The 23,141-nt window shown below is 67.1% G+C and carries 24 protein-coding genes and 1 riboswitch; of the genes, 13 read left to right on the top strand and 11 right to left on the bottom strand.

The genetic code is table 11. The features are described 5' to 3' along the window. Position 1: 1 nt before the first annotated feature. Genes ACH0AE_RS07540 through ACH0AE_RS07525 form a run of 4 tightly spaced genes read right to left on the bottom strand, consistent with a single transcriptional unit; the run spans position 2 to position 3,816 of the window. On the bottom strand, positions 2-655 hold the full coding sequence (locus ACH0AE_RS07540) for a CpaD family pilus assembly lipoprotein (protein ID WP_406875613.1): 654 nt from the start codon (positions 653-655) through the stop codon (positions 2-4). 2 nt (positions 656-657) lie between these two features. Next, entirely contained in the window at positions 658-2,241 is a 1,584-nt protein-coding gene (locus ACH0AE_RS07535; RefSeq protein ID WP_294441820.1) for a type II and III secretion system protein family protein, read from the bottom strand. Positions 2,242-2,243: 2 nt separating this feature from the next. Beyond that, positions 2,244-3,287 (bottom strand): Flp pilus assembly protein CpaB, encoded by a 1,044-nt coding sequence (cpaB, locus tag ACH0AE_RS07530; protein ID WP_294441821.1) that lies wholly within the window; start codon positions 3,285-3,287, stop codon positions 2,244-2,246. A gap of 55 nt (positions 3,288-3,342) precedes the next feature. Further along, positions 3,343-3,816, bottom strand: coding sequence for a prepilin peptidase (locus tag ACH0AE_RS07525; RefSeq protein ID WP_294441851.1), 474 nt, complete (start codon positions 3,814-3,816; stop codon positions 3,343-3,345). Between the two features lie 53 nt (positions 3,817-3,869). Between ACH0AE_RS07525 and ACH0AE_RS07520 the strand changes: the two genes are divergently transcribed. Beyond that, the gene (locus ACH0AE_RS07520; RefSeq protein ID WP_294441822.1) at positions 3,870-4,796 is read left to right on the top strand and encodes an alpha/beta fold hydrolase; all 927 of its coding nucleotides are present in this window, start codon (positions 3,870-3,872) and stop codon (positions 4,794-4,796) included. Next, positions 4,793-5,863, top strand: coding sequence for an FAD-binding oxidoreductase (locus tag ACH0AE_RS07515; RefSeq protein ID WP_294441823.1), 1,071 nt, complete (start codon positions 4,793-4,795; stop codon positions 5,861-5,863). Before ACH0AE_RS07520 ends, ACH0AE_RS07515 begins: the two co-directional genes overlap by 4 nt. Before the next feature lie 44 nt (positions 5,864-5,907). Here ACH0AE_RS07515 and rnhA read toward each other — a convergent pair whose 3' ends face one another. The 3 genes from rnhA to ispH form a co-directional block, all read right to left on the bottom strand. Next, the gene (gene rnhA / locus ACH0AE_RS07510) at positions 5,908-6,360 is read right to left on the bottom strand and encodes a ribonuclease HI (protein ID WP_294441825.1); all 453 of its coding nucleotides are present in this window, start codon (positions 6,358-6,360) and stop codon (positions 5,908-5,910) included. Further along, on the bottom strand, positions 6,357-7,298 hold the full coding sequence (gene thrB, locus ACH0AE_RS07505; RefSeq protein WP_294441826.1) for a homoserine kinase: 942 nt from the start codon (positions 7,296-7,298) through the stop codon (positions 6,357-6,359). Before thrB ends, rnhA begins: the two co-directional genes overlap by 4 nt. Before the next feature lie 68 nt (positions 7,299-7,366). After that, positions 7,367-8,317 carry a 4-hydroxy-3-methylbut-2-enyl diphosphate reductase gene (ispH, locus tag ACH0AE_RS07500; RefSeq protein ID WP_406875612.1) on the bottom strand — a complete coding sequence of 317 codons (951 nt, stop codon included), beginning with the start codon at positions 8,315-8,317 and terminating at the stop codon, positions 7,367-7,369. A 78-nt stretch (positions 8,318-8,395) separates the two neighbouring features. On the opposite strand from ispH, the gene ACH0AE_RS07495 reads away from it, so the two are divergent. From ACH0AE_RS07495 to ACH0AE_RS07465, 7 genes are all read left to right on the top strand, one after another. Next, positions 8,396-9,043 (top strand): hypothetical protein, encoded by a 648-nt coding sequence (locus ACH0AE_RS07495; protein WP_294441828.1) that lies wholly within the window; start codon positions 8,396-8,398, stop codon positions 9,041-9,043. 77 nt (positions 9,044-9,120) lie between these two features. After that, positions 9,121-9,222: riboswitch (glycine riboswitch) on the top strand. A 159-nt stretch (positions 9,223-9,381) separates the two neighbouring features. Next, positions 9,382-10,527: a glycine cleavage system aminomethyltransferase GcvT gene (gene gcvT / locus ACH0AE_RS07490; protein WP_294441829.1), complete on the top strand. Its 1,146-nt coding sequence runs from the start codon at positions 9,382-9,384 to the stop codon at positions 10,525-10,527. 1 nt (position 10,528) lies between these two features. Continuing rightward, positions 10,529-10,900 carry a glycine cleavage system protein GcvH gene (gene gcvH / locus ACH0AE_RS07485; RefSeq protein ID WP_294441830.1) on the top strand — a complete coding sequence of 124 codons (372 nt, stop codon included), beginning with the start codon at positions 10,529-10,531 and terminating at the stop codon, positions 10,898-10,900. A 125-nt stretch (positions 10,901-11,025) separates the two neighbouring features. Continuing rightward, positions 11,026-12,384 carry an aminomethyl-transferring glycine dehydrogenase subunit GcvPA gene (gcvPA, locus tag ACH0AE_RS07480; RefSeq protein WP_294441831.1) on the top strand — a complete coding sequence of 453 codons (1,359 nt, stop codon included), beginning with the start codon at positions 11,026-11,028 and terminating at the stop codon, positions 12,382-12,384. Positions 12,385-12,599: 215 nt separating this feature from the next. Continuing rightward, positions 12,600-12,749, top strand: coding sequence for a hypothetical protein (locus ACH0AE_RS07475; protein ID WP_294441832.1), 150 nt, complete (start codon positions 12,600-12,602; stop codon positions 12,747-12,749). A 4-nt stretch (positions 12,750-12,753) separates the two neighbouring features. Then, positions 12,754-14,349 (top strand): aminomethyl-transferring glycine dehydrogenase subunit GcvPB, encoded by a 1,596-nt coding sequence (gcvPB, locus tag ACH0AE_RS07470; RefSeq protein WP_294441833.1) that lies wholly within the window; start codon positions 12,754-12,756, stop codon positions 14,347-14,349. Continuing rightward, positions 14,349-14,660: a hypothetical protein gene (locus ACH0AE_RS07465; RefSeq protein WP_294441834.1), complete on the top strand. Its 312-nt coding sequence runs from the start codon at positions 14,349-14,351 to the stop codon at positions 14,658-14,660. Before gcvPB ends, ACH0AE_RS07465 begins: the two co-directional genes overlap by 1 nt. Here ACH0AE_RS07465 and ACH0AE_RS07460 read toward each other — a convergent pair. Next, a complete protein-coding gene (locus tag ACH0AE_RS07460; RefSeq protein WP_294441835.1) occupies positions 14,653-16,407 on the bottom strand; it encodes a DUF885 family protein in 1,755 nt (584 codons plus the stop codon). The two genes, ACH0AE_RS07465 and ACH0AE_RS07460, sit on opposite strands and share 8 nt — an antisense overlap. Positions 16,408-16,447: 40 nt before the next feature. Beyond that, positions 16,448-17,353, bottom strand: a complete 906-nt coding sequence (locus ACH0AE_RS07455) for a DMT family transporter (RefSeq protein ID WP_294441836.1) — start codon at positions 17,351-17,353, stop codon at positions 16,448-16,450. A 336-nt stretch (positions 17,354-17,689) separates the two neighbouring features. Here ACH0AE_RS07455 and cas5c point away from each other — a divergent pair, with 336 nt between their 5' ends. The 3 genes from cas5c (at position 17,690) to ACH0AE_RS07440 (ending at position 20,300) form a co-directional block, all read left to right on the top strand. Then, positions 17,690-18,274: a type I-C CRISPR-associated protein Cas5c gene (gene cas5c / locus ACH0AE_RS07450; RefSeq protein WP_294441837.1), complete on the top strand. Its 585-nt coding sequence runs from the start codon at positions 17,690-17,692 to the stop codon at positions 18,272-18,274. Between the two features lie 62 nt (positions 18,275-18,336). Then, positions 18,337-19,872: a proline--tRNA ligase gene (proS, locus tag ACH0AE_RS07445; protein WP_294441838.1), complete on the top strand. Its 1,536-nt coding sequence runs from the start codon at positions 18,337-18,339 to the stop codon at positions 19,870-19,872. Next, positions 19,872-20,300 (top strand): hotdog fold thioesterase, encoded by a 429-nt coding sequence (locus tag ACH0AE_RS07440; RefSeq protein ID WP_294441839.1) that lies wholly within the window; start codon positions 19,872-19,874, stop codon positions 20,298-20,300. The genes proS and ACH0AE_RS07440 overlap by 1 nt, the downstream gene beginning before the upstream one ends. 24 nt (positions 20,301-20,324) lie before the next feature. Here the strand turns inward: ACH0AE_RS07440 and ACH0AE_RS07435 are convergent, their stop codons facing one another. Beyond that, a complete protein-coding gene (locus tag ACH0AE_RS07435) occupies positions 20,325-20,705 on the bottom strand; it encodes a VOC family protein (RefSeq protein WP_136451537.1) in 381 nt (126 codons plus the stop codon). Between the two features lie 53 nt (positions 20,706-20,758). Continuing rightward, complete coding sequence (locus ACH0AE_RS07430) at positions 20,759-21,586, bottom strand: TIGR00266 family protein (RefSeq protein ID WP_046410897.1); 828 nt, start codon at positions 21,584-21,586, stop codon at positions 20,759-20,761. A gap of 204 nt (positions 21,587-21,790) precedes the next feature. On the opposite strand from ACH0AE_RS07430, the gene ACH0AE_RS07425 reads away from it, so the two are divergent. Continuing rightward, positions 21,791-23,089: an O-acetylhomoserine aminocarboxypropyltransferase/cysteine synthase family protein gene (locus tag ACH0AE_RS07425; protein WP_294441840.1), complete on the top strand. Its 1,299-nt coding sequence runs from the start codon at positions 21,791-21,793 to the stop codon at positions 23,087-23,089. Positions 23,090-23,141 lie beyond the last annotated feature (52 nt).

Raw genomic sequence — 23,141 nt, 5'->3', positions numbered from 1 at the left:
CTTAGCGGCCTCCCCCGGTGCCTTCCGACCGCACGGTCGTCCCGCCGCCGCCCGTTGGCGTCGCCTTGCGGAAGGTGTCGATCGCGCGCGTGCCGACCGCCGGATCGTAGGCGTCGTTGCCTTCGCCGCGGACAAGGTCCGTCGGCCTTGCGACCATCGCGGCCAAGTTGCTGTTCACCGCGCATCCCTGGTTGGACGAGGTGTGCGCTTCGTAATCGGGCTGCGCCATGCGGCTATAGTCGGGGCAGCCCGGCACATAGGCACGCGCGCGGCTGACGACGACGCGGACGGTGCCGGGCGCGATCGGCGCCGCCGTGACCGGCGCCTCATCCGCCACCAGCAGGCCATGACGGGCAGCAGCGGCCGCAACATCGGCCCGGGTCGCCGGGTCGCGCGACGGATCGTCGACCGCGATCCGGTCCCCGTAGCCGACGCGCAGTGACGACATCCAGCCGCTCAGCCGGCGTGCTTCGCCCGGCGCGAGGCCGTTCGGCCCGGCGCCCACGTCAAAGGCATAATCGGCGCGCGAGACGACCGGCTGATGGACCGATTCGAGCCCGCGGTTCTGCGTGCCCGTGCACCCGGCGGCCAGCACGGCCGGTGCGATGGCGAGGAGGAGCGAGCGCTTGAGCATCATGATGTTCCCGTCCGTCATCATCAGTTGATCGAGAAGCCGGGGGCAGGGGCAGAGCCGCCGCCCTTCTTGCCGCTCTTGCGGCCTGCATCGCGCGGCGCCTTGGCGTCGGCAACGGCGGGCGCCGCGGTGCCGGGCAGCGGGACCGGGGCGACAGGCGCCACCGCGCCGACCGCCGGTGCTGCCGGCGGCAGCGCTTCCATGCTCGGCTTCGGCCGGGTCTCGCCCGACTTGCCCGAGCTCAGCTGCCCCAGCAGCACGCGCTCCACGTCGGTCGGCGATTTGTAGCCGTCCGTCGGCAGCACGATGTCGTTCGCGTTGACCGGCTTCACCAGATACGGCGTGATGACGATCACCAGCTCGGTTTCGTTGCGCTGGAAGCCGTTCGAACGGAACAGTGCACCCAGGATAGGCACGTCACCGATGCCCGGCGTCTTCTCGATCGAGTTGTTGTGGTTGTTCTGCAGCAGCCCGGCGATCATGAAGCTCTGGCCTGAACCAAGCTCCACCGTGGTCTCGGTCCGCCGCGTCGTGAGCCCCGGCACCTGCGCGCCACCAACCGTCACCGCGTTCGAATAATCGAGCTGCGACACTTCCGGGCGTACGCGAAGCGAAATCCGCCCGTCTGCCAGAACCGTCGGCGTGTAGGCCAGGCTCACGCCATATTGCTTGTACTCGACGCCGACGCCGCCAAGTCCCTGAGCGATCGGGATCGGGATCTCACCGCCAGCAAGGAACGTGCCCGTCTCGCCCGACAGCGCGGTGAGGTTCGGGTTGGCAAGGCTCGTCACCTGGCCGATGCGTTCACCCAGGTCGAGCGCGCCGAGTACGTCGAGGCCGAGCAGCTTGCCGGCAAGGCCGACCGTCGAGGCATTGGAACCCTGAGTCACCAGCGAGCCGCCGACTGGCGGCACGGTGAAGCCAACGCCCAGCGGCCCGCCCGGCGTAAACTGAGGGCCGGTGGACCGGCCGCGTGACAGGCCGAACTTGAAGCCTCCGGTTTGGTCGACGGTGGCGAAGTTGCTGCCGATATTCTTCACGAAGCTGCGGCTCACCTCGGCGAAGCGCACCTGCAGGTTCACCTGCAGCGGCGTCGCGGTGCGCAGCCGGCTGATCACCTTCGTGCCCTCGCCGACGAATGCCTGCACCAGCCGTTCGGCCTCGGCGCCGTCATCGGGGCTCGCGACCGTGCCGGTCAGCAACACGAGGCCGTTCATCGTCGTCGTCGTGACGTTTGCGTCCGGCATCGCCATGGCCAGCATCTGGCCGAGCGTGTCGAAGTTGTTGCCCACGCGAACCGTGGCGGCATAGACCACTGCGCCGCCCTTGGCCGTGGCTGACACGGTCGTCTCGCCCGCCTTCTTGCCGAAGACATACAGCTGGGTGGGCGAGCGCACCTGCACGTCGGCGATCTCCGGGTTGGCGACGAACAGGTCGCTCATCGGGCGCGGCAGGGTGATCAGGCGGCCGCGGTCCGTTGCGACGGACAGCGTTTCCGGACGGGCCGAGACGCTCTGGGCGGGCGCCGCGGCCGGCGCGCCAAGCGCCGCGGCGGCGGCAAGCGCAACCGCGAGCGAGCGGGCGATCGATGTCGAGCGAATACGCATCTTCAGTTCTTCCCCCCGACCGGAACCTCGGTCACAGAATTTCCGCGTGCGATCCGCACCACCGGGCCGGACACCCGCACCGCCGCGCCGGGATAGGGCGCGCCGGGCGCGCCGCCCGCCATCACCGGGCCGTTCATCGCCGGCTGCTCGGTCTTCCCCGGCACCGTGCGGCGCTGGAAGCGGGACACGTCGGCGCCGACGGCATAGGTGCTGTTGCCCGCCTGCGGGGCGGTGGCGAGCTGAAGCAGCATCGCCTTCTCGGCCTTCGGATCGGTGCCCTCCGGCACCCTCACGTCACCCGATGCGATCGCCTGTTCCAGTTCCGCGGTATTGTCCGCGATCGAGCGCAGCGACAGCGAGAGCGAGCCGAGTGTCTGCGCTACCGCAATCTGCTCGGCGATCTTGGGCGTCGCCTCGATCGTCACGTTCGAGAAGGTGCGCACGACGGTATTGCCGTTCTCGTCCTTCTCCTGGCTGGTGCGCTGGTCGGTCGCCAGCACGCGCAGGTTGCGCATGATCGTCTCCGCCGCCTTCAGCGGCGGGCCATCACCGCCGCCCTCGACCGCCTGGGTCAGAAGCAGGTCGACGCGGTCACCCGGGAAGACGAAGCCCGCGACGGACGACTGGGTCGACACCGGCACCGTCACGGCGCGCATGCCTGGGCCTAGCGCCGCGGCCAGGAAGCCGCGATCGCCGGGCTTCACCAGCGCGCCCTGGGTGATCGGCTGGCCGGCGGTGATCGGATTGCGCACCACCGTGCCAAGCACGGTCTTCATGTCGAATTCCGGCAGCTCCTGGAAATAGGCGCCCTCGACGAGCTCCTGCGGCCAGGGCTGGAACTTGACGGAGCCGGGATCGATGATCGTGCCGACCGGCAGGGCGCGCGTCGCGACCAGCACCTTCGGGCCGTTGATCGGCTGCGCCTCGTTCGGCATGGCGGTCGCCATCGGGGCACTGCTGCCCATGATCAGCGTGCGTGCCATGAATGCAGTGATCGCGGCGACGATCAGCGCACCCACCAGCAAGATGACCTTCCGACTATCCATGACCTGTCATGCCTTTCGCATCAGCGCGGGCTGTTCTTTCGTTGCCGGCATATGATTACGTGAATTGGTTAAGAAGCGGTTCGCGGAGGCCGAGCAGCGCGGCTATTGCGATTGCGACGCCATATGGGATCTCTAGAGCTCGCGGATTTTTGCGTAACTTGTGCTCTATTAGCATCACCAGCGTGAGTGCCCCGCCGAGAACTGACATCAGCAGCAGCATCTGCATCAGCGGCGCGATCGGCAGCCACAGCGCCAGCGCCGCGATCAGCTTCACATCGCCGCCGCCCATCTGGCCGAAGTGGAAGGCGACGCAAAACAGCGCCAGCACCACCGTCGCTATGCCGATCTGGATCGCCATGTCGGGCCAGGGCGCCAGCCCGATCGAAACCCACCACAGCGGAGCCATCAGCGCGATCGCAGCGTTTTTCCAATTGGCGATCTCGCGGGTACGCGCATCCTCGATGCCCGCCGAAACGAGCAGCAGGACCAGCAGTGCCGGCAACATCCAGGAAAGAACGTCCCACCCCATGAAGGAACGGCAGTAGACGGAATGGCTTGCCAAACCGTAACCAGCGCATGGACATGATGACAGGACGCCCGATCCGCCGTGCGCTGCCGGCAGAAGCCGCGATCACGCGCTGGGCGGCGGCGGACGGCTGGCCGCTGCGCCGCTTCGACTGGGCGGGCACCGGCCGCGGCACGATCCTGTTCCAGGGCGGCCGCGGTGACGTGATCGAGAAGTATCTCGAGGCGTTCGAGCATTGGCATGCAGCGGGCTGGTCAATCACTGCGTTCGATTGGCGCGGGCAGGGCGGCTCGGGGCGACTGAGCGCCGATCCGCATGTCGGCCATGCCACGGATTTTGCGCCGTGGATCGCGGATCTCGCGGCCGTCTGGCGAACGCTGGACGCGCACGGCCCACGCGTGGTGATGGGCCATTCGATGGGCGGGCACCTCGTGCTGCGCGCGATGCTGGAACAGGCGATCGATCCGGCCGCCGCGGTGCTGATCGCCCCGATGCTCGGGCTGAAGACACCGATCGGCGCGGGAATGGCCGAACGGCTGGCGCGCTTGATGCGCGGACTGGGCGATCCCGCACGGCCGGCGTGGAAAGGCCATGAGCGCCCCGGCGCGCGGCTCGATCGGCAGAAGCTGCTGACCAGCGATCGCAGTCGCTACGAGGACGAGCAATATTGGTACGAGCAGGTGCCGGAGATCAAGCTCGGACCGCCGAGCTGGTCCTGGCTGGCGGAAGCCTTTGCTTCGACCCGGCTGCAGCGCGCCGATCCTCGGCTCGCGACGCTCGCTATCCCGATCCTGATGCTGGTCGCGGAGGCGGATGGGCTGGTCGATTCGCGGGCGGCGATCGGGGTCGCGGGGCTGCTGCCCAATGCGCAACTCGTCCGCTTCGGCCGCGAGTCGGCACACGAAATCCTGCGTGAGGCTGATCCGGTGCGTGGTCGGGCGCTTGCCGCAATCGATGCGTTCCTTACAGCCGAGGCACCATGACCTACGATATCGCCATCGTCGGCGCCGGGATTGCCGGCGCCACGCTCGCCGCCGAACTCGGTGACCGGGCCCGTGTCCTGCTGCTCGAGGCGGAGGATGTCGCGGGCTATCACGCGACCGGGCGGTCCGCCGCCTTCTGGTCCGAAACCTATGGTGGCCCGGGCATCCAGCCGCTCACGTCGCTTTCCGGTGCCCCGTTGCGCCATGGCGGCTTCCTGGAGCCGCTTGGTTCGCTCCATGTCGGGGAGGCGAAGGACGAGGGCCGCGCCGAAGCGTTCCTCGCCGAATTCGCCGGAACGGGCGTCGATCTGGAGCGGGTGGACCCGCGCGACTATCTGTCCGGGCTGCGGCCGGGCTGGACGATCGGCGTGATGGAGCGCAGCTGCGCCTATATCGACGTGGCCGCGCTTCACGCCGATGCGCTGGCCCGTGCGCGGCGGGCGGGCGCCACGCTGGTGCTCGGCGCGTCGCTCAAGGCGGCGACCCGGCACGGCGCGCAGTGGCGCATCGAAACCCGTGCGGGTGAGTTCGAGGCCGAGATCCTGGTCGATGCCGCCGGTGCCTGGGCCGATGCCGTGGCGGCCATCGCGGGCGCGGCACCGCTCGGCATCCAGCCGTATCGCCGGACGCTCGTTCAGCTGCAGACCGATCCGCCGTCGACGCCGGCGATCCCGCACGTCGCGCATCTCGGCGGTGACTTCTACTTCAAGCCGGAGGCCGGCGGCCGCCTGTGGCTCAGCCCGCATGACGAAACGCCATGCGATCCCTGCGACGCACAGCCCGAGGAACTCGACGTCGCCATCGCCATCGATCGGCTGGAGCATCTCGTCGACTGGCGCGTCACGCAGGTGGAGCGCAAATGGGCCGGCCTGCGCAGTTTCGCGCCTGATCGCCTGCCGGTTTACGGCTTCGATCCACGCACCTCAGGCTTCTTCTGGTTCGCGGGGCAGGGCGGCTTCGGCATCCAGACCGCGCCGGCCGCGGCAATGATCGGCGCGGCCCTGCTGATGGGCGAGGAGCCGGAGCTCGGATTCGATATCGCCCGCTATTCGCCCGGACGATTCTGACGCTGTGAACGGGTCGGCGCGGCCCGAACGCCGCGCTGGTCCTGTCAGGCGCGCTTTCCTGCGGCCATCGCTGCGTCGCTCGCCAGCTTGTCGGCGCGCTCGTTCTCGGGGTGGCCGGCGTGGCCCTTCACCCATTGCCATTGCACCTGATGGCGATCGGCCGCCTCGACCAGCGCTTGCCACAGCTCCACGTTCTTTACCGGCTTCTTGTCGGCCGTCTTCCAGCCGTTGCGGCGCCAGCCGTGGATCCATTTCGTCAGCCCGTCCATGACATACCGGCTGTCGGTGTAGAGCGTGACGTTGCAGGGGCGGGTGAACGCCTTCAGCGCCTCGATCGCGGCGGTCAGTTCCATTCGGTTGTTGGTGGTGACGGGCTCGCCGCCAGACAGTTCCTTTTCGTGCTCGCCCATGCGCAGCACTACGCCCCAGCCACCGGGACCGGGATTTCCTTTGCACGCGCCGTCAGTGAAGGCTTCGACCTTGGGTAATTCGCTCATGCGGCGCGGTAATGGTCGAGCCGGCGGACATAAGCGAGGGGGTCTTTGCGCATCACCAGCGCGTCGGCCGGCGTGTTGAGCCAGTCCCAAGCGCGCGACAGCGCAAAGCGGATGCACGCCCCGCTCGCCAGCGTGGCGAACTGCGCCCGCTCGAAGTCCGAGAGCGTATAGTGGCGCTCATAACCTTGGATCAGCGCGTCGCCGATCGCGGCATCGAAGGCGCGGCCGTGCAAATCGAACGACCAGGCGCTGTGCATCACCGCCAGGTCGTAGACGCGAATATCGGTGCAGGCGAAGTAGAAATCGATCAGCCCCGTCACCCGGTCGCCCAGCATCAGGACGTTGTCGGGGAAGAGATCGGCATGGATCGCGCCCTGATCGAACGCTTTGGGGCGCCATTGCGCCAGCACATCGTCCAGCGCGCGGCCGAGCCGGTCATAGAGGCCGGGCGCGATTTCATCCAGGCTGCGGCCGCAGCGCTCGAACAGCGGCTGCCACGTCGAGACGCCCATAGAATTCTCGCGCGTCTCCGGGAAATCGGCGACGGCGCGGTGCATCGCGCCCATCGCGTCGCCGGCAGACAGCGCCTGTGCCGGGGTGGGGTGCGACAGCGAAACGCCTGACAGGAACTTGATCAGGCAGGCCGGGCGACCCTCCAACTCCTGGATCTCTTGTCCCTCGCGATCCTTGATCGCGGGTGGCACCGGCAGGCCCTTTGCGTCGAGATGATCGAGCAGCGCCATGAAGAACGGCAGGTCATCCGCCGCCACGCGCTTTTCATACAAGGTCAAAATGAAGCGACCGCGAGTCGTGTCGACGAGGTAGTTGGAGTTCTCCACGCCCTCCGCGATGCCCTTGGCGGAGACGAGCTCGCCCACGTCGTAGCGCCGGAGGAAATCGGCGAGCGCTTCCGCCGAGACATGCGTGTAGACCGCCATTCACCCGTCACGCCCGCGCGAGGCCGGCGTCTCCCTTTACCGATATTGTCTTGTGCCCCGACGGCGGCTCAGGCCGCCTCTTCCAGCGCGCGCGGCAGCTTGAAGGCGATCGTCTCGCGCGTCGTCTCCTCCTCGCGCTCGCTCACCTCGTAGCGGGTCGACAGCCGCTCGACGAGCTCGCGCACCAGCAGCTCCGGCGCGGACGCGCCCGCCGTCAGCCCCAGCGTGCCGACGCCGTCGAGGAACGCCCAGTCGAGATCGCTCGCCCGCTGGATCAGCGCCGCGCGCACGCCCTCGCGTTCGGCCACCTCGACCAAACGAAGGGAGTTCGACGAATTGGGCGCCCCGATCACCAGCACGGCGTCACACGCGCTCGCGATCGCCTTCACCGCCGCCTGGCGGTTCGACGTCGCATAACAGATGTCTTCGCCGCGCGGCGCCTGGATGCTGGGGAAGCGGCGCTGCAGCGTGCGCACCATCTCCGACGTGTCGTCCACCGAAAGCGTGGTCTGCGTGAGGAACGCGAGATTGTCGGGATCCGCCGGCTGGATGCTCTCGGCATCCGCCAGATCCTCCACTAGCGTCATCGCACCCTGGGGCACCTGGCCGAACGTCCCGATCACCTCCGGGTGGCCGGCGTGGCCGATGAACAGGATGTGGCGCCCCGCGGCGACCAGCCGTTCCGCCTGGCGATGCACCTTCGACACCAGCGGGCAGGTGGCGTCGAGATACTCCAGCCCGCGCGCCTCGGCATTGGCCGGGACGGACTTGGGCACGCCATGCGCCGAGAAGACGACCGGCGCGCCATCGGGCACCTCGTCCAGCTCCTCGACGAACACCGCGCCCTTCGCCTTCAGCGTGTCGACAACGAACTTGTTGTGGACGATCTCGTGCCGGACATAGACGGGCGCGCCGTGCTTCTCGATCGCGAGTTCGACGATGCGGATCGCGCGGTCCACCCCGGCGCAGAAGCCGCGCGGCGCGGCGATCAGCAGTTCGAGCACAGGCTTGTCGGTCATGCTCCCGCGCTTACGCGATTGCCTGCCCGCACGGAAGGCGGTTATGAGCGCGGCCGTATCGTATAAGGTGTCCGCCACGTGTCCTTCCGCATCACCGCCGCTCCCATCGCCCTGCTCCTGCTTGCCGGCGGTTGCGCCAAGAGCGGGGACATTCTCGTCGATGGCGGTGTCGGCATCAGTTCGGTCCGCTCGGTCTGCCCGGTGGTGGGCGTGCCGGCCGGCACGGGCGACATCACGCTGTTCGATCCCCCGGCGAGCCGCGACGCCAGCGCGATCGACGTTTCCGCGCTGATCACCAACGTGCGCGGCACCTGCAATGACGTCGGCGCGGACGTCACCAGCACCGTCACCTTCGACGTGCGCGCCCGCCGCGCCCGTGCCGATGCCGCGCGTGATGTGACGCTGCCCTATTTCATCACCATCGTTCGCGGCGGCACGCAGGTGGTGGCGAAGCGCGTCGGTCAGGTCACGGTGCACTTCGATGCCGGCCAGGCGATCGCCAGCACCAGCGCGCAGGCCAGTGCCAGCGTCAGCCGCGCCGCCGCGACGCTGCCGGACTCCGTCCGCGAACGCCTGACGCGCAAGCGCAAGGCGGGTGACGAGGATGCCGCGATCGATCCGCTGTCGGCGCCGGACGTGCGCCAGGCGGTGCTCTCCGCCAGCTTCGAGGCGCTGGTCGGTTTCCAGCTCACCGAAGAGCAACTGCGCTACAACGCACAGCGCTGAGACGGGCCGCGATCATGGGCGATTGACTCGCCCCCCGCGCCCCGCCACAGGCGCAATTGTCGATGCCGGGCAACCGGCGTGGGCGCGCGGGAGAGCGCGGATGGCCTTTCAGGCACGATCCGCCGCCGAAGGAGCAACCACCCCGGAATCTCTCAGGCAGCAGGGACCGCGCACACCCATCGACGCTCTGGAAAGCGGCCCCGCCAGCGGCGTGGCCCACCGAAGGTGTAAGCACGGGCGCGTCCTCGTGCGAAAGCTCTCAGGTTCCGTGACAGAGGGGGTTCGGTTCGTTTCGCCAGCAATGGCGGACGATCGCCCTTGAAGACGGACGATCCGCGATGAGCGATCACGACGACGAAGACGTAATCATCGAAACCATGACGCTGCCGCTCGACGGCTGGCATCGTGCGCGCGGCGGCCGGATGGTCGAGTTCGCTGGCTATTGGATGCCCGTGCAGTACGAAGGCATCATGGCCGAGCATCTGTGGACGCGCGAAAGCGCCGGCCTGTTCGATGTCAGCCACATGGGGCAGATCACCTTCCGCGGCGAGGGGCTGGTGCCCGCGCTCGAGGCGATGATGCCCGCCGACATCGCCGGCCTCGCGCTCAATCGCGCACGCTATTCGTTGCTGCTCGACGAGGGCGGCGGCATCCTCGACGATCTGATGCTGACGCGCCTGCCGGCCGACGAGGATGGCGAGCGCATCTACATGGTCGTCAACGGCGCGACCAAGTACGACGACATCGCGCACATGCTCGATCATCTGCCGGACGACATCACGCTGAACCTGATGGAGGACCATGCGCTCTTGGCGCTGCAGGGCCCCAAGGCAGTGGATGCGCTGGTGCGGCTGGTGCCGGGCGTCGATGCTTTGGTGTTCATGCAGGCCGCGCTTTTCACCTGGGAGGGGCATGATCTGTGGATCAGCCGCTCGGGTTATACCGGCGAGGATGGCTTCGAGATCTCGATCCCGGCGGAGGGCGTCGGGGCGTTCGCCGATGCGCTGCTCGAACAGCCCGAAGTGAAGCCGATCGGCCTTGGCGCACGCGATTCGCTGCGCCTCGAGGCTGGGCTCCCGCTCTACGGTCATGACCTCTCGCCGGAGATCACCCCGGTGATGGCGGACCTCGGTTTCGCGCTGTTCAAGCGCCGTCGCGAGGAAGGCGGCTTCCCCGGTGCCGAGCGCATCCTGGCCGAGCGCGAGAACGGCCCCGTCACCAAGCGGGTCGGCCTGCTGGTGGAAGGGCGCCAGCCGGTGCGCGAGGGCGCCACCGTGCTCGATGAAGACGGCAGCACCGTCGGCAACGTCACGTCCGGCGGCTTCGCTCCCAGCGTCGGGGCACCGATCGCCATGGCGTACGTTCCGCTCGCGATGGCGACGCCGGGCACCCGCATCCAGCTTTCGCAGCGTGGCAAGGTCCACGCCGCCACCGTTACTCCCATGCCATTCGTCCCCCACCGCTATGTCCGAGGAGCGAAGTAAGATGAGCCGTTATTTCACCGAGGATCATGAGTGGATCGACGTCGACGGTGATGTCGGCTCGGTCGGCATCTCGGATTATGCGCAGGGCCAGCTTGGCGACATCGTGTTCGTCGACGTGCCGGAAGCCGGCAAGTCGCTCGTCAAGGGTGACGAGGCAGCCGTGGTCGAAAGCGTGAAGGCCGCCAGCGACGTCTATTCGCCGGTCTCGGGCTCCGTGATCGAAGGCAACGCCGCGCTCGCTGACGAGCCGGGCCTGGTGAACACCGATCCGGAAGGCGAGGGCTGGTTCTTCAAGCTGACCCTGTCCGACGCGTCGCAGCTCGACGGCCTGATGGACGAAGCCGCCTACCAGGCCTTCGTCGCGAAGCTGTGATTGGCAACTAGCCCCTCTCCTTCAGGGGAGGGGTTGGGGTGGGGTCTCTCCGCCGGCGCTGTGCCGCGTGAGGGTGACACACCCTGTCAGCCCCTCCCGCTGGTGGGAGGGGAGGAGTGTATCGAATGCGCTACCTACCGCTTACCGACCATGACCGCCGCGAGATGCTCGCCGTCATCGGTGCCGGCTCGATCGACGACCTGTTCGTCGACGTGCCCGAATCCGCGCGCCTTTCCGGCCCGATCGCGAACCTTCCCGCGCACGCCAGCGAACTGGCGGTCGAACGCCACATGACGAAGCTCGCGCGGCAGAATCTGTCCGCCGGCGAGGCGCCGTTCTTTCTCGGCTGCGGCGCGTACCGCCATCACGTCCCCGCCAGCGTCGATCACCTGATCCAGCGCGGCGAGTTCCTGACCGCCTACACGCCCTACCAGCCGGAAATCGCGCAGGGCACGCTGCAGATGCTGTTCGAGTTCCAGACGCAGGTCGCGCGCCTGCTGGGGACCGATGTGGCCAATGCATCGATGTACGACGGCTCGACCGCCTGCTGGGAAGCGATCGGCATGGCGCGTCGCATCACCAAGCGCGCCAAGGCGATCCTGTCGGGCGGTCTCCACCCGCATTACGTCTCCGTCGCCAGGACGATGGCGAAATACACCGGCGACTCGCTCGAAACCTCGGTCCCTGCACTGACCGCAGAGACGGACGTCGACGCGCTGATCGCCAGCATCGATGACGACACCAGTTGCGTCGTCGTGCAGTACCCCGACATCCTCGGCCGCATCACCGATCTTCAGCCGCTGGCGGACGCGTGCCACGCGAAGAAGGCGCTGCTGATCGCCGTCGTCACCGAGCCGGTGGCACTCGGCGCGATCAAGTCGCCGGGTGAGATGGACGCCGATATCGTGGTCGGCGAGGGCCAGTCGATCGGCGTCGGGCTTCAGTTCGGCGGGCCCTACGTGGGCCTGTTCGGCTGCAAGGACAAATATGTCCGCCAGATGCCCGGCCGATTGTGTGGCGAGACGGTGGACGCCGACGGCCGCCGCGGCTTCGTGCTGACGCTCTCCACGCGCGAGCAGCACATCCGCCGTGAGAAGGCGACGAGCAACATCTGCACGAACTCCGGCCTGTGCGCGCTGGCCTTCTCGATCCACATGACGCTGCTGGGCGAGGCGGGTCTGCGCGCGCTTGCAGCGACGAATCACGCGGGCGCCGTCGCGGCGGCAGAACGGCTCGCCCGTGTGCCAGGCGTTACCCTCGTGAACGACACCTTCTTCAACGAATTCACGCTCGATCTCGGGCATGAGGCGCGCCCGATCGTTCGTGCCCTTGCCGATCAGGGAATCCTTGCCGGCGTGTCGCTCGGCCGGCTCTATCCGGGTGAAGCGGCGTTGCAGAACGGCCTCGTCGTCGCCGTCACCGAAACGACGACGGCAGAGGACGTGGAAGCGCTGGCCACCGCGCTCGAAGCAGCGCTGGCGTGACCTCGTCGAGGCATCCCTTGGGGACCAAATCCCCTCCGTTCGTCTCGAGCGAAGTCGAGGGACGTGCCCGAAGCGCCGCCCTCGCTGGCCGTGCCTCGACGCTGCTCGGCACGAACTGCGGAGATGATGCGCAGGCTCGCACCGGGTTGCGAAGGGGCGAAGGCGACCATGCTAGCCCTCTTCAAAAGTTGGAAAAGTCGTGGTTCTCTCGGAACATGGCTGATCATCTGCCTTTCCCGCCTGCCGCCCGCGAAAGCACCCCGGCGCGGCGTTGGAGAAAAACGCGCTATCGCCTCAACTTCCTCAACATTCGTTTTTTGCAATCGTCGTCGGCGAATGTCGTCGAGACGCTGAAAGGGCAATGATTCCATGGCCTTGAACCAGAGCGGCTGGCGTCCGACGAGCCCGGAGCAGGGCTCGGCAACTTCGGCAACCTTCACCGGCAACAAGGCGCTGATGCTTGAGGAAGCGCTGATCTTCGAGATCGGTTCGACCGATACGACCGGCGTCGAAGTGGCGGAGCCCGTCACCACGACGAGCCGCCTCGGCAATCTCGCGCGCACCGCGACGATCGGCCTGCCCGGCCTCAGCGAGCCGGAGACGGTGCGGCATTACACGCGCCTCAGCCGGCAAAATTACGCCATCGATCTCGGCCTGTTCCCGCTCGGCTCGTGCACGATGAAGCACAATCCGCGCCTGAACGAGAAGATGGCGCGGCTGCCGGGCTTTGCCGACGTTCACCCCCTCCAGCCGGTCGATACGGTGCAGGGCGCGCTCGGCGTCATCAACGAACTCGCCATGTGGCTGATCGAGCTGACCGGCATGCATGGCGTCGCGATGAGCCCCAAGGCCGGCGCGCATGGTGAGCTGTGCGGCATCCTGTGCATCAAGGCGGCGCTGGAAAAGCGCGGCGAGGGTCACCGCAAGGTCGTGCTGGTGCCCGAAAGCGCGCACGGCACCAACCCCGCGACCGCGGCGTTCGCCGGCTTCAGCGTCGAGGACATTCCCGCCACCGCCGAGGGGCGCGTCGACACCGAGGCGCTGAAGGCGCGGCTCGGGCCGGACGTCGCGGCGGTGATGATCACCAATCCGAACACCTGCGGCCTGTTCGAGCGTGATCTGAAGGCGATTTCGGACGCGGTCCATGCGGCGGGCGCGTATGTTTATTGCGACGGTGCGAACTTCAACGCCATCGTCGGCCGGGTTCGTCCGGGCGACCTTGGCGTCGACGCGATGCACATCAACCTGCACAAGACCTTCTCCACCCCCCACGGCGGCGGCGGCCCGGGCTCGGGCCCGACCGTGCTGTCGGAGGCGCTCAGCCCCTTCGCACCTTTGCCCTACACCGCGCGCACCAAGGACGGTCACATCCACCTCATCGAGGAGGAGCGTGCGGAGGAATTCTCGGCCGAGCATTTCGGCGGCAAGCTCCACAGCTTCGGCCGCATGACGGCCTTCCACGGCCAGATGGGCATGTTCACCCGCGCTCTCACCTACATCCTCAGCCACGGCGCCGATGGTCTGCGTCAGGTCGCCGAAGACGCGGTGCTCAACGCGAACTACGTCCTGCGCAGCCTTGAGGACACGCTCGACGCGCCGTTCGCCTTCTCCGGCCCGTGCATGCACGAGGCGATCTTCTCCGACGAAGGCTTCCCTGAGGGCTTCTCGACGATCGACGTTGCCAAGGCGCTGATCGACGAGGGCTTCCATCCGATGACCATGTATTTCCCGCTGGTCGTCCATGGCGCGATGCTGGTCGAGCCGACGGAAACGGAGTCAAAGGCCGCGCTCGATCAGTTCATCGGTGCGCTGCGCTCGGTGGCAGAGCGCGCGAAGGCGGGCGACGCCAGCCTCAAGACCGCGCCGCACTTCGCGCCGCGCAGCCGCCTCGATGAAACGCTAGCCGCGCGCAAGCCGAAGCTCGTGTGGAAGGAGCCGGTGCTGACGAGCGAGGCCGCCGAATAATGTGGGCGCGCGCAGCGCTGGCGGGGCTGTTCGGCCTCGTCGGCGGTGCCGCGCTCGTGGTGCTGGCGGCGATCGTGATCGTCACCTTCTGGTTCGACGTCTATCATCTGACCGTGCTGGACGACGGCGCCCGGCCGGGCCTCATCAGGCTGGTACCCATGCTACCCAGCGCGCTGGCGGTCGGTGCCCTCGCCGGTGCGACCGTCATGGCCTGGCGCACATCGACGGGCCGGTCGACCCATCGATGGAGCCTCGTCCTGGCCGCGGCGCTGCTGCTCGACCTCGCCTGGCTCGGCCTGCTCGTCAGCTGACCGGCGCGTCGTCCTGGGAATAGGGGGAGGGGCCGCCTTCCGCGATGAACCGGTCGACGCGCGCTTCCAGCACCGGGATCGGCACGCTGCCCAGGCTCAGCACCATGTCGTGGAAGTTGCGGATGTCGAACTTGTCGCCAAGTGCCTTCTCCGCCTTGGTCCGAGTCCGCTGGATGGCGAGCTGCCCGAGGTAGTAGCTCAGCGCCTGCGCCGGCCAGCCGATGTACCGATCCACCTCGGTGGTGATCTCATGCTCGCTCAGCGCGGTATTCTCACGGAAATATTGCAGCGCCTGGGCGCGGGTCCATCCCTTGGCGTGAATGCCGGTGTCGATCACCAGCCGCGCCGCCCGCCACGCCTGGTACGACAACATGCCGAACCGCTCATAGGGCGTGCGATAGAAGCCCATCTCGTCGCCCAGCCGCTCGGTATACAGCGCCCAGCCTTCGCCGAATGCCGAGATATAGCTGTTGCGCCGGAACGGCTTCAGCGTCGTATTCTCGATCGACAGCGGCATCTGGAATGCATGCCCCGGCGCGCTTTCATGCAGCGTCAGCGCCGGGAGCTGGAACAGCGGTCGCGATGGCAGGTCATAGGTGTTGACCAGATACGTGCCCGGCCCGCCGCGCCCCGCGGTGTAGAAGGGGGCGATGTCGGGCGGAACCTCGATGATCGCGAACCGCTGCCGCGGCAGCCGGCCGAACCACTTGCCCGCCATCGCGTCGAAACGCTTGGCGTGCCACGCCGCCTCCTTCATCAGCTCGTCGGCGGTCTTGGGGTAGAATTGCGGGTCGGTGCGCAGGACCTTCAGGAACGCCGGCAGGTCGCCGTCGAACTTCGCATCCTTCTTCACCTGCTCCATCTCGCCGCGGATCTTGGCGATCTCGGCCAGCCCCAGCGCGTGAATCGCGTCGGGCGTCATGTCCAGCGTGGTGAAGGCCCGGATCCGGCTGCGGTAATAATCCGCGCCATTGTCATAACGCGTCGCCGCCAGCTCGTTCGTCATGCCCGGGAAATATTCGCCGCGCAGGAACGTCAGCAGCGTCTTGTGCGCGGGTACGATCTGCTCGGCGATGATCGCGCGCGCTTCGGCCTGCAACGCGGCGCGCCGATCCGCCGGCATCCACGCCGGCAGTTTGGCGAAGGGCTCGTAATAGACCACCGTCGTCGGGTCGGTCGCCGTCGCGATCGTCTCCACCGCCTTGTCACGGCCCTGCATGATGACGGCGGGCGGGGTGAAGCCGCGCTTCAGGCCCAGCCGCATATTGTCGGTCTGCTGCTCCAGGTACCGCGGCATGGTGCGCAGCCAGCTCAGGTATCGGCGATAATCCTTCTCGCCCCCGGCGAAGCTGCCACGCGCGGTATAATGCAGGTCGCTCCAGAACGCGCTGTCGCCGTTCAGCGGCTTTTCCCACTCGCGGAACTGCTCCTCGTCGATCAGCGCGGCGATCTGCGCGCGATAGACCTGCCAGTCGATCAGCGTGTCGGGCGACAGCCGCTTGGTGTCGACCACGTCGAGCTTTGCCAGAATCCCTTTCCAATAGGCGAGGCGCTTCGCATGCGCTGCCGCTGAAACGTCGGGCAGCCGGTCATCGACCACGCCCGGCCCGGCATCCGCCAGGCCTTCGCTTTGTCGCCACGCCCATTCCGCGCGCCAGATCGCGTCGAAGGCGGCATCGGCGGCGGTAGCGGCAGGGGCGGGAGCGGTGGCAGCGGCAACGAGGGCGAGCGGGGCAAGGAAGGGCATGTCAGGCTAGGTGTCCGATCATTGCGGTCCTCGCAAGCGGTCACTCCATCGAAATCGCGCCCTTTGTCTCCTTCCGCCGCCGCACATGCTCGCGCCACACAATGTAGAGGCCCGATGCAATGATCACCGGCGCGCCCAGCCAGGTGCTCGGCACCGGCAGCATCCCGAACACCACCCACCCGAACAGCGTCGCCCAGAGCAGCGCAGTATAATCCATCGGTACCACCAGGCTGACATCGCCCAGCTGCAACGACCGCGTCATCGCGATCTGCGCCACGCCGCCGAGCAGGCCGATGGCGAGGAGCAGCACCCATACCAGCGGCGGATGCGCCTTCACCGACACGGCATAGACCAGTGATAGCGGCACCAGCGACAGGCTGGAAAACCAGAAGACGGTGGTCAGCCCCGATTCGGTCTTGCCGATGGTCCGCAGCAGGATCGAGATACAGGCGGTGCAGAACGCCGCGCCCAGCCCGGTCATGATCCCCAGCGGCGGAATATGCCCGTCGCCTGGCTGCGTCACGATCAGCACGCCGATGAACCCCGTCAGCACCGCCGCCCAGCGCCGCCACCCGGTCGCCTCGTGCAGCAACAATGCGCCCAGCATCGTCGCGAAGATCGGCATGGAGAACCCCAGCGTCGTCGCCTCGGCCAGCGGCAGCAGCAGCAACGTCCAGAACGTGAGCGACATCGCGGTCAGCCCGATCACGCAGCGCAGCACATGCGCACCAAATCGCTGCGTCTTGAGCGAGGCGAATCCCGGCCCCGTGCCGACAATCGCCGCAACCAGCAGTGCCGCTCCGAACTGCCGCCAGAACAGGATCTCGCCCAGACCCGCCCCTTCGGCTTCTGCCAGCTTGATCACGACGTTCATCGTCGCAAAGAGCGCAACAGAAATTAGGCGCAGGCCGATGGCGTTTGAAAGAGACTCAGGGGCCGCGGGCATTGCGCCCGCGCATATGCGACGATCGTTGTTTAGGAAAACTCTATTGCCGCCAGCAACCGCAGGATTTTGGTTTCGGCGTAGCGTGACTAGTCCTGCGAGCGTCGACTGGAGCGGGTGAGGGCTGCGGGCCGGCCGCGACACATATTGAATACGCCAACTGACTGTCTGCGCTGACCGTTATAGCAATCTTGATTGAGCCCAAAGCACCCTCCTGATCAAAGCCGTGCGGCTATCCAGATGGGTCCATTAAGGATCGGAATCGTCGCAACGTCATGTTGCTCCAGAACGGACTAACCACCCATTTGCGATTGCCGAATATGAACATACAAGGAACGTATGGCGAATCTGACGGCCGTTCGCGTGTTACTGACAGCGGAAAGCGCGTGTTTTCCAAGACCGGAGTTTCGTCGCGACGAAGTCACCTACGACGTTCTGACGCCTTCGGCCACGCGAGGCGTTCTAGATCGTGTACATTGGCGACCGGCAATTCGCTGGGGCATCAACGCGATCAGCATTCTTCGTCCGATCTGTGTTTGCGAGTACCGCACCTCTGCAGATGAGCACCTTCGCCGTCGCTCCATCATCTTGCGCGATGTCGGTTATCTCATCGACGCCCATTTTGATCTGACGGCCAAGGCTGGACCCTTGGACGAACCGGAACGCCATAGAGGGATGTTCAGGCGTCAAGTTCGAAGCGGCGCATCAGTTTTCTTAGGAGGAGAGGCGTATCCAGGCGAAATACGATTGCTGGAGGATGCCGCGCCGGAAGAGGGAGTGCCCATCAACGAGACGCGGGACCTAGGTTGGATGGTTCACGAAGCCGATTACCAGGATCGCGGCCGACTGCGGTTCTTCCGCGCGCACATGATAGCTGGAGTGGTCACCGTGCCGCCTCCGGGAGATCCTCGGCTCTTCGGTTAGCCAGTGGATGGCAGCAGACGTCCTATCTGGCACATGGCGCCAACCGCCGCTATCCGCGCCTAATGATCAAGCATGCACTCCCCGTCACGCGCGAGGCGGATTTCGCCGCCTGGTACCAGGCCGTCATTTCGGAAGCCGACCTCGCCGAGGAATCGGGCGTGCGCGGCTGCATGGTCATCCGGCCATGGGGCTATGGCATCTGGGAACGCATCCAGCGCCTGCTCGACGATCGCATCAAGGCGACCGGCCATGAAAATTGCTATTTCCCGCTGTTCATCCCGCTCTCCTATTTCGAGAAGGAGGCCGAGCATGTCGAAGGCTTCGCGAAGGAGATGGCGGTCGTCACCCACCACCGCCTCGTCGCCGATGGCAAGGGCGGCCTGACCCCCGATCCCGAGGCCAAGCTGGAGGAGCCGCTGGTCGTCCGCCCGACCAGCGAAACGGTGATCGGCACCGCATTCTCCCGCTGGGTCCAGTCGTGGCGCGATCTCCCGGTGCTCATCAACCAATGGGCCAATGTCGTCCGCTGGGAAATGCGCACCCGCATGTTCCTGCGCACCAGCGAATTCCTCTGGCAGGAAGGGCACACCGCCCACGCCACCGCCGACGAGGCGCGTGACGAGACGCTGAAGATGCTCGAGGTCTATCGCGACTTCGCCGAAAACTGCCTCGCGCTCCCGGTCGTCGCTGGCGAGAAGCCGGAGAATGAGCGTTTCCCCGGCGCCGTCGCGACCTATTCGATCGAGGCGATGATGCAGGACGGCAAGGCGCTCCAGGCGGGCACCAGCCACTTCCTCGGCACCAATTTCGCCCATGCGCAGAACATCCGCTTCCAGAATGCGAATGGCGAGCTTGAGTTCGCCAACACCACCAGCTGGGGCGTCTCGACCCGAATGATCGGCGGCGTCATCATGGTGCATGGCGACGACGATGGCCTGCGCGTGCCGCCGCGCATCGCGCCGTGGCAGATCGTGATCGTCCCCATGCTGCGCGACAAGCCGGAGGACGCGGAGCTGGTCGATTATTGCAAGGCGCTGCAGGCGTCGCTGGCGAAGCAGACCGCGCTCGGCGAGCCGGTCCGCGCGCTGCTCGACCTGAAGCCCGCCAAGGCCGCGACGAAGCGTTGGGGCTGGGTGAAGAAGGGCGCCCCGATCATTGTCGAGGTCGGCCCACGCGACATGGCCGGCGGCAACGTCTCGGTCGTCCGTCGCGACCGCCTTTATCGCGAGGATGGCAAGCTCGACAGCGCGATCGTCACGCGGGACACGTTCGTCGAACAGGCCGGCGCAATGCTCGAGGATATCCAGGTCGCGCTCCACAAGGAGGCGTCCGAGCGGCTGAAGGCCAGCATCAGCCCCGTCGACGACTGGGCCGGCGTCGAGGCGATGTTCGCCGACAGCGCGGCGAAACCCGGCTGGGCCGACGTCGCTTGGTCGCGCCCGACCGGCGCCGAACTCGACAAGGTGGTCGAGCGGCTGAAGGCGCTGAAGCTCACCATCCGCAACGCACCGATGGGACAGACCGGCCACCCCGGCGCGCCTTGCATCTTCACCGGCGGCCCGGCGGTCGAGCGTGTGCTGATCGGACGGTCCTACTGATGGCGATCTGGACCCGCCCGATCGACCTGGCGCAGCTCAACACATTGGGGGAGGGCGTCCTTCCCGGGCTGCTGGAGATCGAGTTCACCGATCACGGTGACGATTGGCTGCGCGCGCGGATGCCGGTGGGCAAGAAGGTGCATCAGCCCTTCGGCCGCCTCCACGGCGGCGCCTCGGTGGTGCTGGCCGAAACGGTGGCGTCGGTCGCCGGCGCGATGGTCGTGCCCGACGGCAAGGTGACCGTCGGGCTCGACATCAACGCCAATCACGTGCGCGCCGCGCGCGACGGCTATGTCCACGCCACCGCAAAGGCGGAGCAGCTCGGCCGCACGACTCAGGTGTGGACGATCCGGATCGAGGATGATGCGGGCAAGCTCATCTGCCTCTCGCGCATGACCGCCGCGGTGATCGACGCCGCCGCCGGCTGAGCATCGGGGGCCGCCCGCCACGCCTCAGAAACTGTGGTGGACGGCCTCCAGATTGCACCCGTCGGGATCGAGCACGAAGGCAGCGTAATAGCCCGGATGGTAATGGGGCCGCAGGCCGGGCGCGCCATTGTCCTGCCCGCCGGCCGCCAGCGCCGCCGCGTGAAAGGCGTCAACGCTGGCCCGGTCGGGGGCCGCAACCGCGATATGGATGGCGCCGCTGATCGCCCGTCCCTTGGCGATCCACAGGAACGGCTTGGGTCCGACGCCATAGCCCACCTGGTCGGGCAACTCTTCGCTGCCGCCCTGCACCATGACCCGCGTGATGCCGAGCGGCGCCAGCGCCTTGTCATAGAAGGCAAGCGAGCGCCGCATGTCGCCCACCGCAATGCTCACATGATCCAGCATGGCTACCTCCCGAAAATCGCGGGGCGACGCCGGTCGCCGCCCCGGTTGCGCGGCTAGCGATTGCCGCCGATGAAATCGCCAAACCCGCCCAGCGCCGATCCTTCGCCACGGTTGCCGCCGCCGCCCTGCGCTGCGGCCATCATCCGGCCCGCAAGCCGCGCGAAGGGCAGCGACTGGACCCACACTTTCCCCGGCCCGGTCAGCCGCGCATAGAACATGCCCTCGCCGCCGAAGATCATGCTCTTCACGCCGCGCACCATCTCCAGGTCGAAATCGACCGAGGGCGTGAACGCGGCAAGGCAGCCGGTATCGACGTGCAATTGCTCGCCGGGGGCAAGCTCGCGCTCCACCAGCGTGCCGCCCATCTGAACGAACACCCAGCCATCGCCCTCCAGCTTCTGCATGATGAAGCCTTCGCCGCCGAACAGCCCGGTCATCATCCGCCGCTGGAACGCGACGCCGATCGACACGCCCTTCGCCGCCGCAAGGAAGCTGTCCTTCTGGCAGATCAGCGTGCCGCCCAGGTCGGCGAGGCGGATCGGCAGGATCGTCCCCGGCGTCGGGCTGGCGAAGGCGACCCGCGCCTTGCCCGATCCGCGATGGGTGAAGACGGTGGTGAACAGGCTTTCACCGGTGACGAGGCGCTTGCCCGCCCCCAGCAGCTTGCCCATGAACCCGCCATCACTGCCGCCGGACCCATCACCGAAGACGGTGGTCATCTCGATCGAGGCATCCTTCCACACGAAGGCCCCCGCCTCGGCGACCGCGCTTTCGCCCGGGTCCAGCTCGATCTCGACGAACTGCAATTCCTGTCCCTTGATCTCGAAATCGATATCGTCCGACAGCCCGGTACGGGCGTGATGGGACCAGGGACCGGCCATGTGACATGCTCCATTCGTCTGTGTTGATCACTTAACACACATGGATACTCCGGCCGGGCATCGCCGGGGAAGGGGGGATCGTCGCACGCGCCACTCGGTCTGGCGTCACGGCGATACCATCTTGGGGGATCGAAACCCTTTCTAGGTTCGCGATCGGGGCGCGAGGCGATAGCCTGCCCGCAACCAAGCCAAGGGAGAGTGTTCGTGAGCAAGGCCAATTACCGTCCGGAAACGCTGGCGCTGCATGCCGGTTGGCGCGCGGATCCCGCCACCGGATCGGTGGCCCCGCCGATCTTCCAGACGACCTCCTACCAGTTCCGCGATGCCGACCATGCCGCCGGGCTGTTCGCGTTGCAGGAACTCGGCAACATCTACACCCGCATCGGCAACCCGACGACCGACATCCTCGAACAGCGGATTGCCGCGATCGAGGGCGGCGCGGCGGCGGTCGCGGTCGCCTCGGGCCAGGCAGCGTCGGCCTATGCGGTGCAGAACCTCGCCCGCGCCGGCGACAATATCGTCAGCGCGACCGACCTCTACGGCGGTACCTACAATCTCTTCGCCAACACGCTGCGCGACATGGGGATCGAGACCCGTTTCGTCGATCCGAGCGATCCGGGCGCCTTCGCCGCTGCCTCCGACGATCGCACCCGCGCTTGGTATGTCGAGACTTTGCCCAATCCGAAGCTGGTCGTCTCGCCGCTGGCGGAGACTGCCGCCGCGGGGCGCGAGCTCGGCATCCCGCTCATCGTCGACAATACCGCCGCGCCGCTGCTTGCCCGCCCGCTCGATCATGGCGCGGCGATCGTCGTCTATTCGACCACCAAGTACATCGGCGGCCATGGCACCTCGATCGGCGGCATGATCGTCGACGGCGGCAATTTCGACTGGTCGGCCTATCCTGATCGTCAGCCGCTGCTCAACACGCCCGATCCCAGCTATCACGGCGCCGTCTGGGCGGAGGCGGCAAAGCCGCTCGGCCCGATCGCTTATGCGCTACGCGCCCGCACCGTGCTGCTGCGCGATCTCGGCGCCGCGCTCTCGCCGTTCAACGCCTTCCAGATCCTTCAGGGGCTGGAAACGCTGCCGCTGCGCATGCCGCGCCACTGCGACAATGCGCTGAAGGTGGTCGATTTCCTGAAGGGCTGCTCGGACGTCACCCGCATCATCCACCCCTCGGTTCAGGAGGGGAAGCAGCGCGCCCGCGCCGATCGTTACCTCACCGGTGGCCTCGGCGGGCTGATCGGCATCGAGCTTGCCAGCGGTCGCGATGGCGGCCGGCGCTTCATCGATGCGCTGCAATTGTTCTACCATGTCGCCAACATCGGGGACGCGCGCAGCCTCGCGATCCATCCCGCCTCCACCACCCATTCGCAATTGTCGGAGGAGGAACAGTTCGCGACCGGCGTCTCGGCTGGCTACGTCCGCCTCTCGATCGGGCTTGAACATATCGACGATATCCTCGCCGATCTGGCGCAGGCGCTGGACGCGGCGAAGGGCTGATCCGCCGGTTATGGCGTCACGCCTTTCACGGTGTTGACGCCCCCGGCACCGA

Origin of the sequence: Sphingomonas sp. 179-A 2A2 NHS (genome assembly GCF_045371305.1) — a bacterium.
In the GTDB taxonomy this organism is placed as follows: Bacteria; Pseudomonadota; Alphaproteobacteria; order Sphingomonadales; family Sphingomonadaceae; genus Sphingomonas.
This window is presented reverse-complemented; position numbering and strand designations above follow the sequence as displayed.

Coding starts and splice junctions, on each gene's coding strand:
- gcvPB (WP_294441833.1), top strand. CDS start 12,754: ATGGCCTTGAACCAGAGCGGCTGGCGTCCGACGAGCCCGGAGCAGGGC.
- gcvT (WP_294441829.1), top strand. CDS start 9,382: ATGAGCGATCACGACGACGAAGACGTAATCATCGAAACCATGACGCTG.
- ACH0AE_RS07430 (WP_046410897.1), bottom strand. CDS start 21,586: ATGGCCGGTCCCTGGTCCCATCACGCCCGTACCGGGCTGTCGGACGAT.
- cas5c (WP_294441837.1), top strand. CDS start 17,690: ATGGCGAATCTGACGGCCGTTCGCGTGTTACTGACAGCGGAAAGCGCG.
- ACH0AE_RS07435 (WP_136451537.1), bottom strand. CDS start 20,705: ATGCTGGATCATGTGAGCATTGCGGTGGGCGACATGCGGCGCTCGCTT.
- ACH0AE_RS07525 (WP_294441851.1), bottom strand. CDS start 3,816: ATGGGGTGGGACGTTCTTTCCTGGATGTTGCCGGCACTGCTGGTCCTG.
- ACH0AE_RS07475 (WP_294441832.1), top strand. CDS start 12,600: ATGGCTGATCATCTGCCTTTCCCGCCTGCCGCCCGCGAAAGCACCCCG.
- gcvH (WP_294441830.1), top strand. CDS start 10,529: ATGAGCCGTTATTTCACCGAGGATCATGAGTGGATCGACGTCGACGGT.
- ACH0AE_RS07515 (WP_294441823.1), top strand. CDS start 4,793: ATGACCTACGATATCGCCATCGTCGGCGCCGGGATTGCCGGCGCCACG.
- ACH0AE_RS07540 (WP_406875613.1), bottom strand. CDS start 655: ATGACGGACGGGAACATCATGATGCTCAAGCGCTCGCTCCTCCTCGCC.
- cpaB (WP_294441821.1), bottom strand. CDS start 3,287: ATGGATAGTCGGAAGGTCATCTTGCTGGTGGGTGCGCTGATCGTCGCC.
- ACH0AE_RS07460 (WP_294441835.1), bottom strand. CDS start 16,407: ATGCCCTTCCTTGCCCCGCTCGCCCTCGTTGCCGCTGCCACCGCTCCC.
- rnhA (WP_294441825.1), bottom strand. CDS start 6,360: ATGAGCGAATTACCCAAGGTCGAAGCCTTCACTGACGGCGCGTGCAAA.
- ACH0AE_RS07535 (WP_294441820.1), bottom strand. CDS start 2,241: ATGCGTATTCGCTCGACATCGATCGCCCGCTCGCTCGCGGTTGCGCTT.
- ACH0AE_RS07465 (WP_294441834.1), top strand. CDS start 14,349: ATGTGGGCGCGCGCAGCGCTGGCGGGGCTGTTCGGCCTCGTCGGCGGT.
- ACH0AE_RS07455 (WP_294441836.1), bottom strand. CDS start 17,353: ATGCCCGCGGCCCCTGAGTCTCTTTCAAACGCCATCGGCCTGCGCCTA.
- thrB (WP_294441826.1), bottom strand. CDS start 7,298: ATGGCGGTCTACACGCATGTCTCGGCGGAAGCGCTCGCCGATTTCCTC.
- ACH0AE_RS07520 (WP_294441822.1), top strand. CDS start 3,870: ATGATGACAGGACGCCCGATCCGCCGTGCGCTGCCGGCAGAAGCCGCG.
- gcvPA (WP_294441831.1), top strand. CDS start 11,026: ATGCGCTACCTACCGCTTACCGACCATGACCGCCGCGAGATGCTCGCC.
- ACH0AE_RS07440 (WP_294441839.1), top strand. CDS start 19,872: ATGGCGATCTGGACCCGCCCGATCGACCTGGCGCAGCTCAACACATTG.
- ispH (WP_406875612.1), bottom strand. CDS start 8,317: ATGACCGACAAGCCTGTGCTCGAACTGCTGATCGCCGCGCCGCGCGGC.
- proS (WP_294441838.1), top strand. CDS start 18,337: ATGATCAAGCATGCACTCCCCGTCACGCGCGAGGCGGATTTCGCCGCC.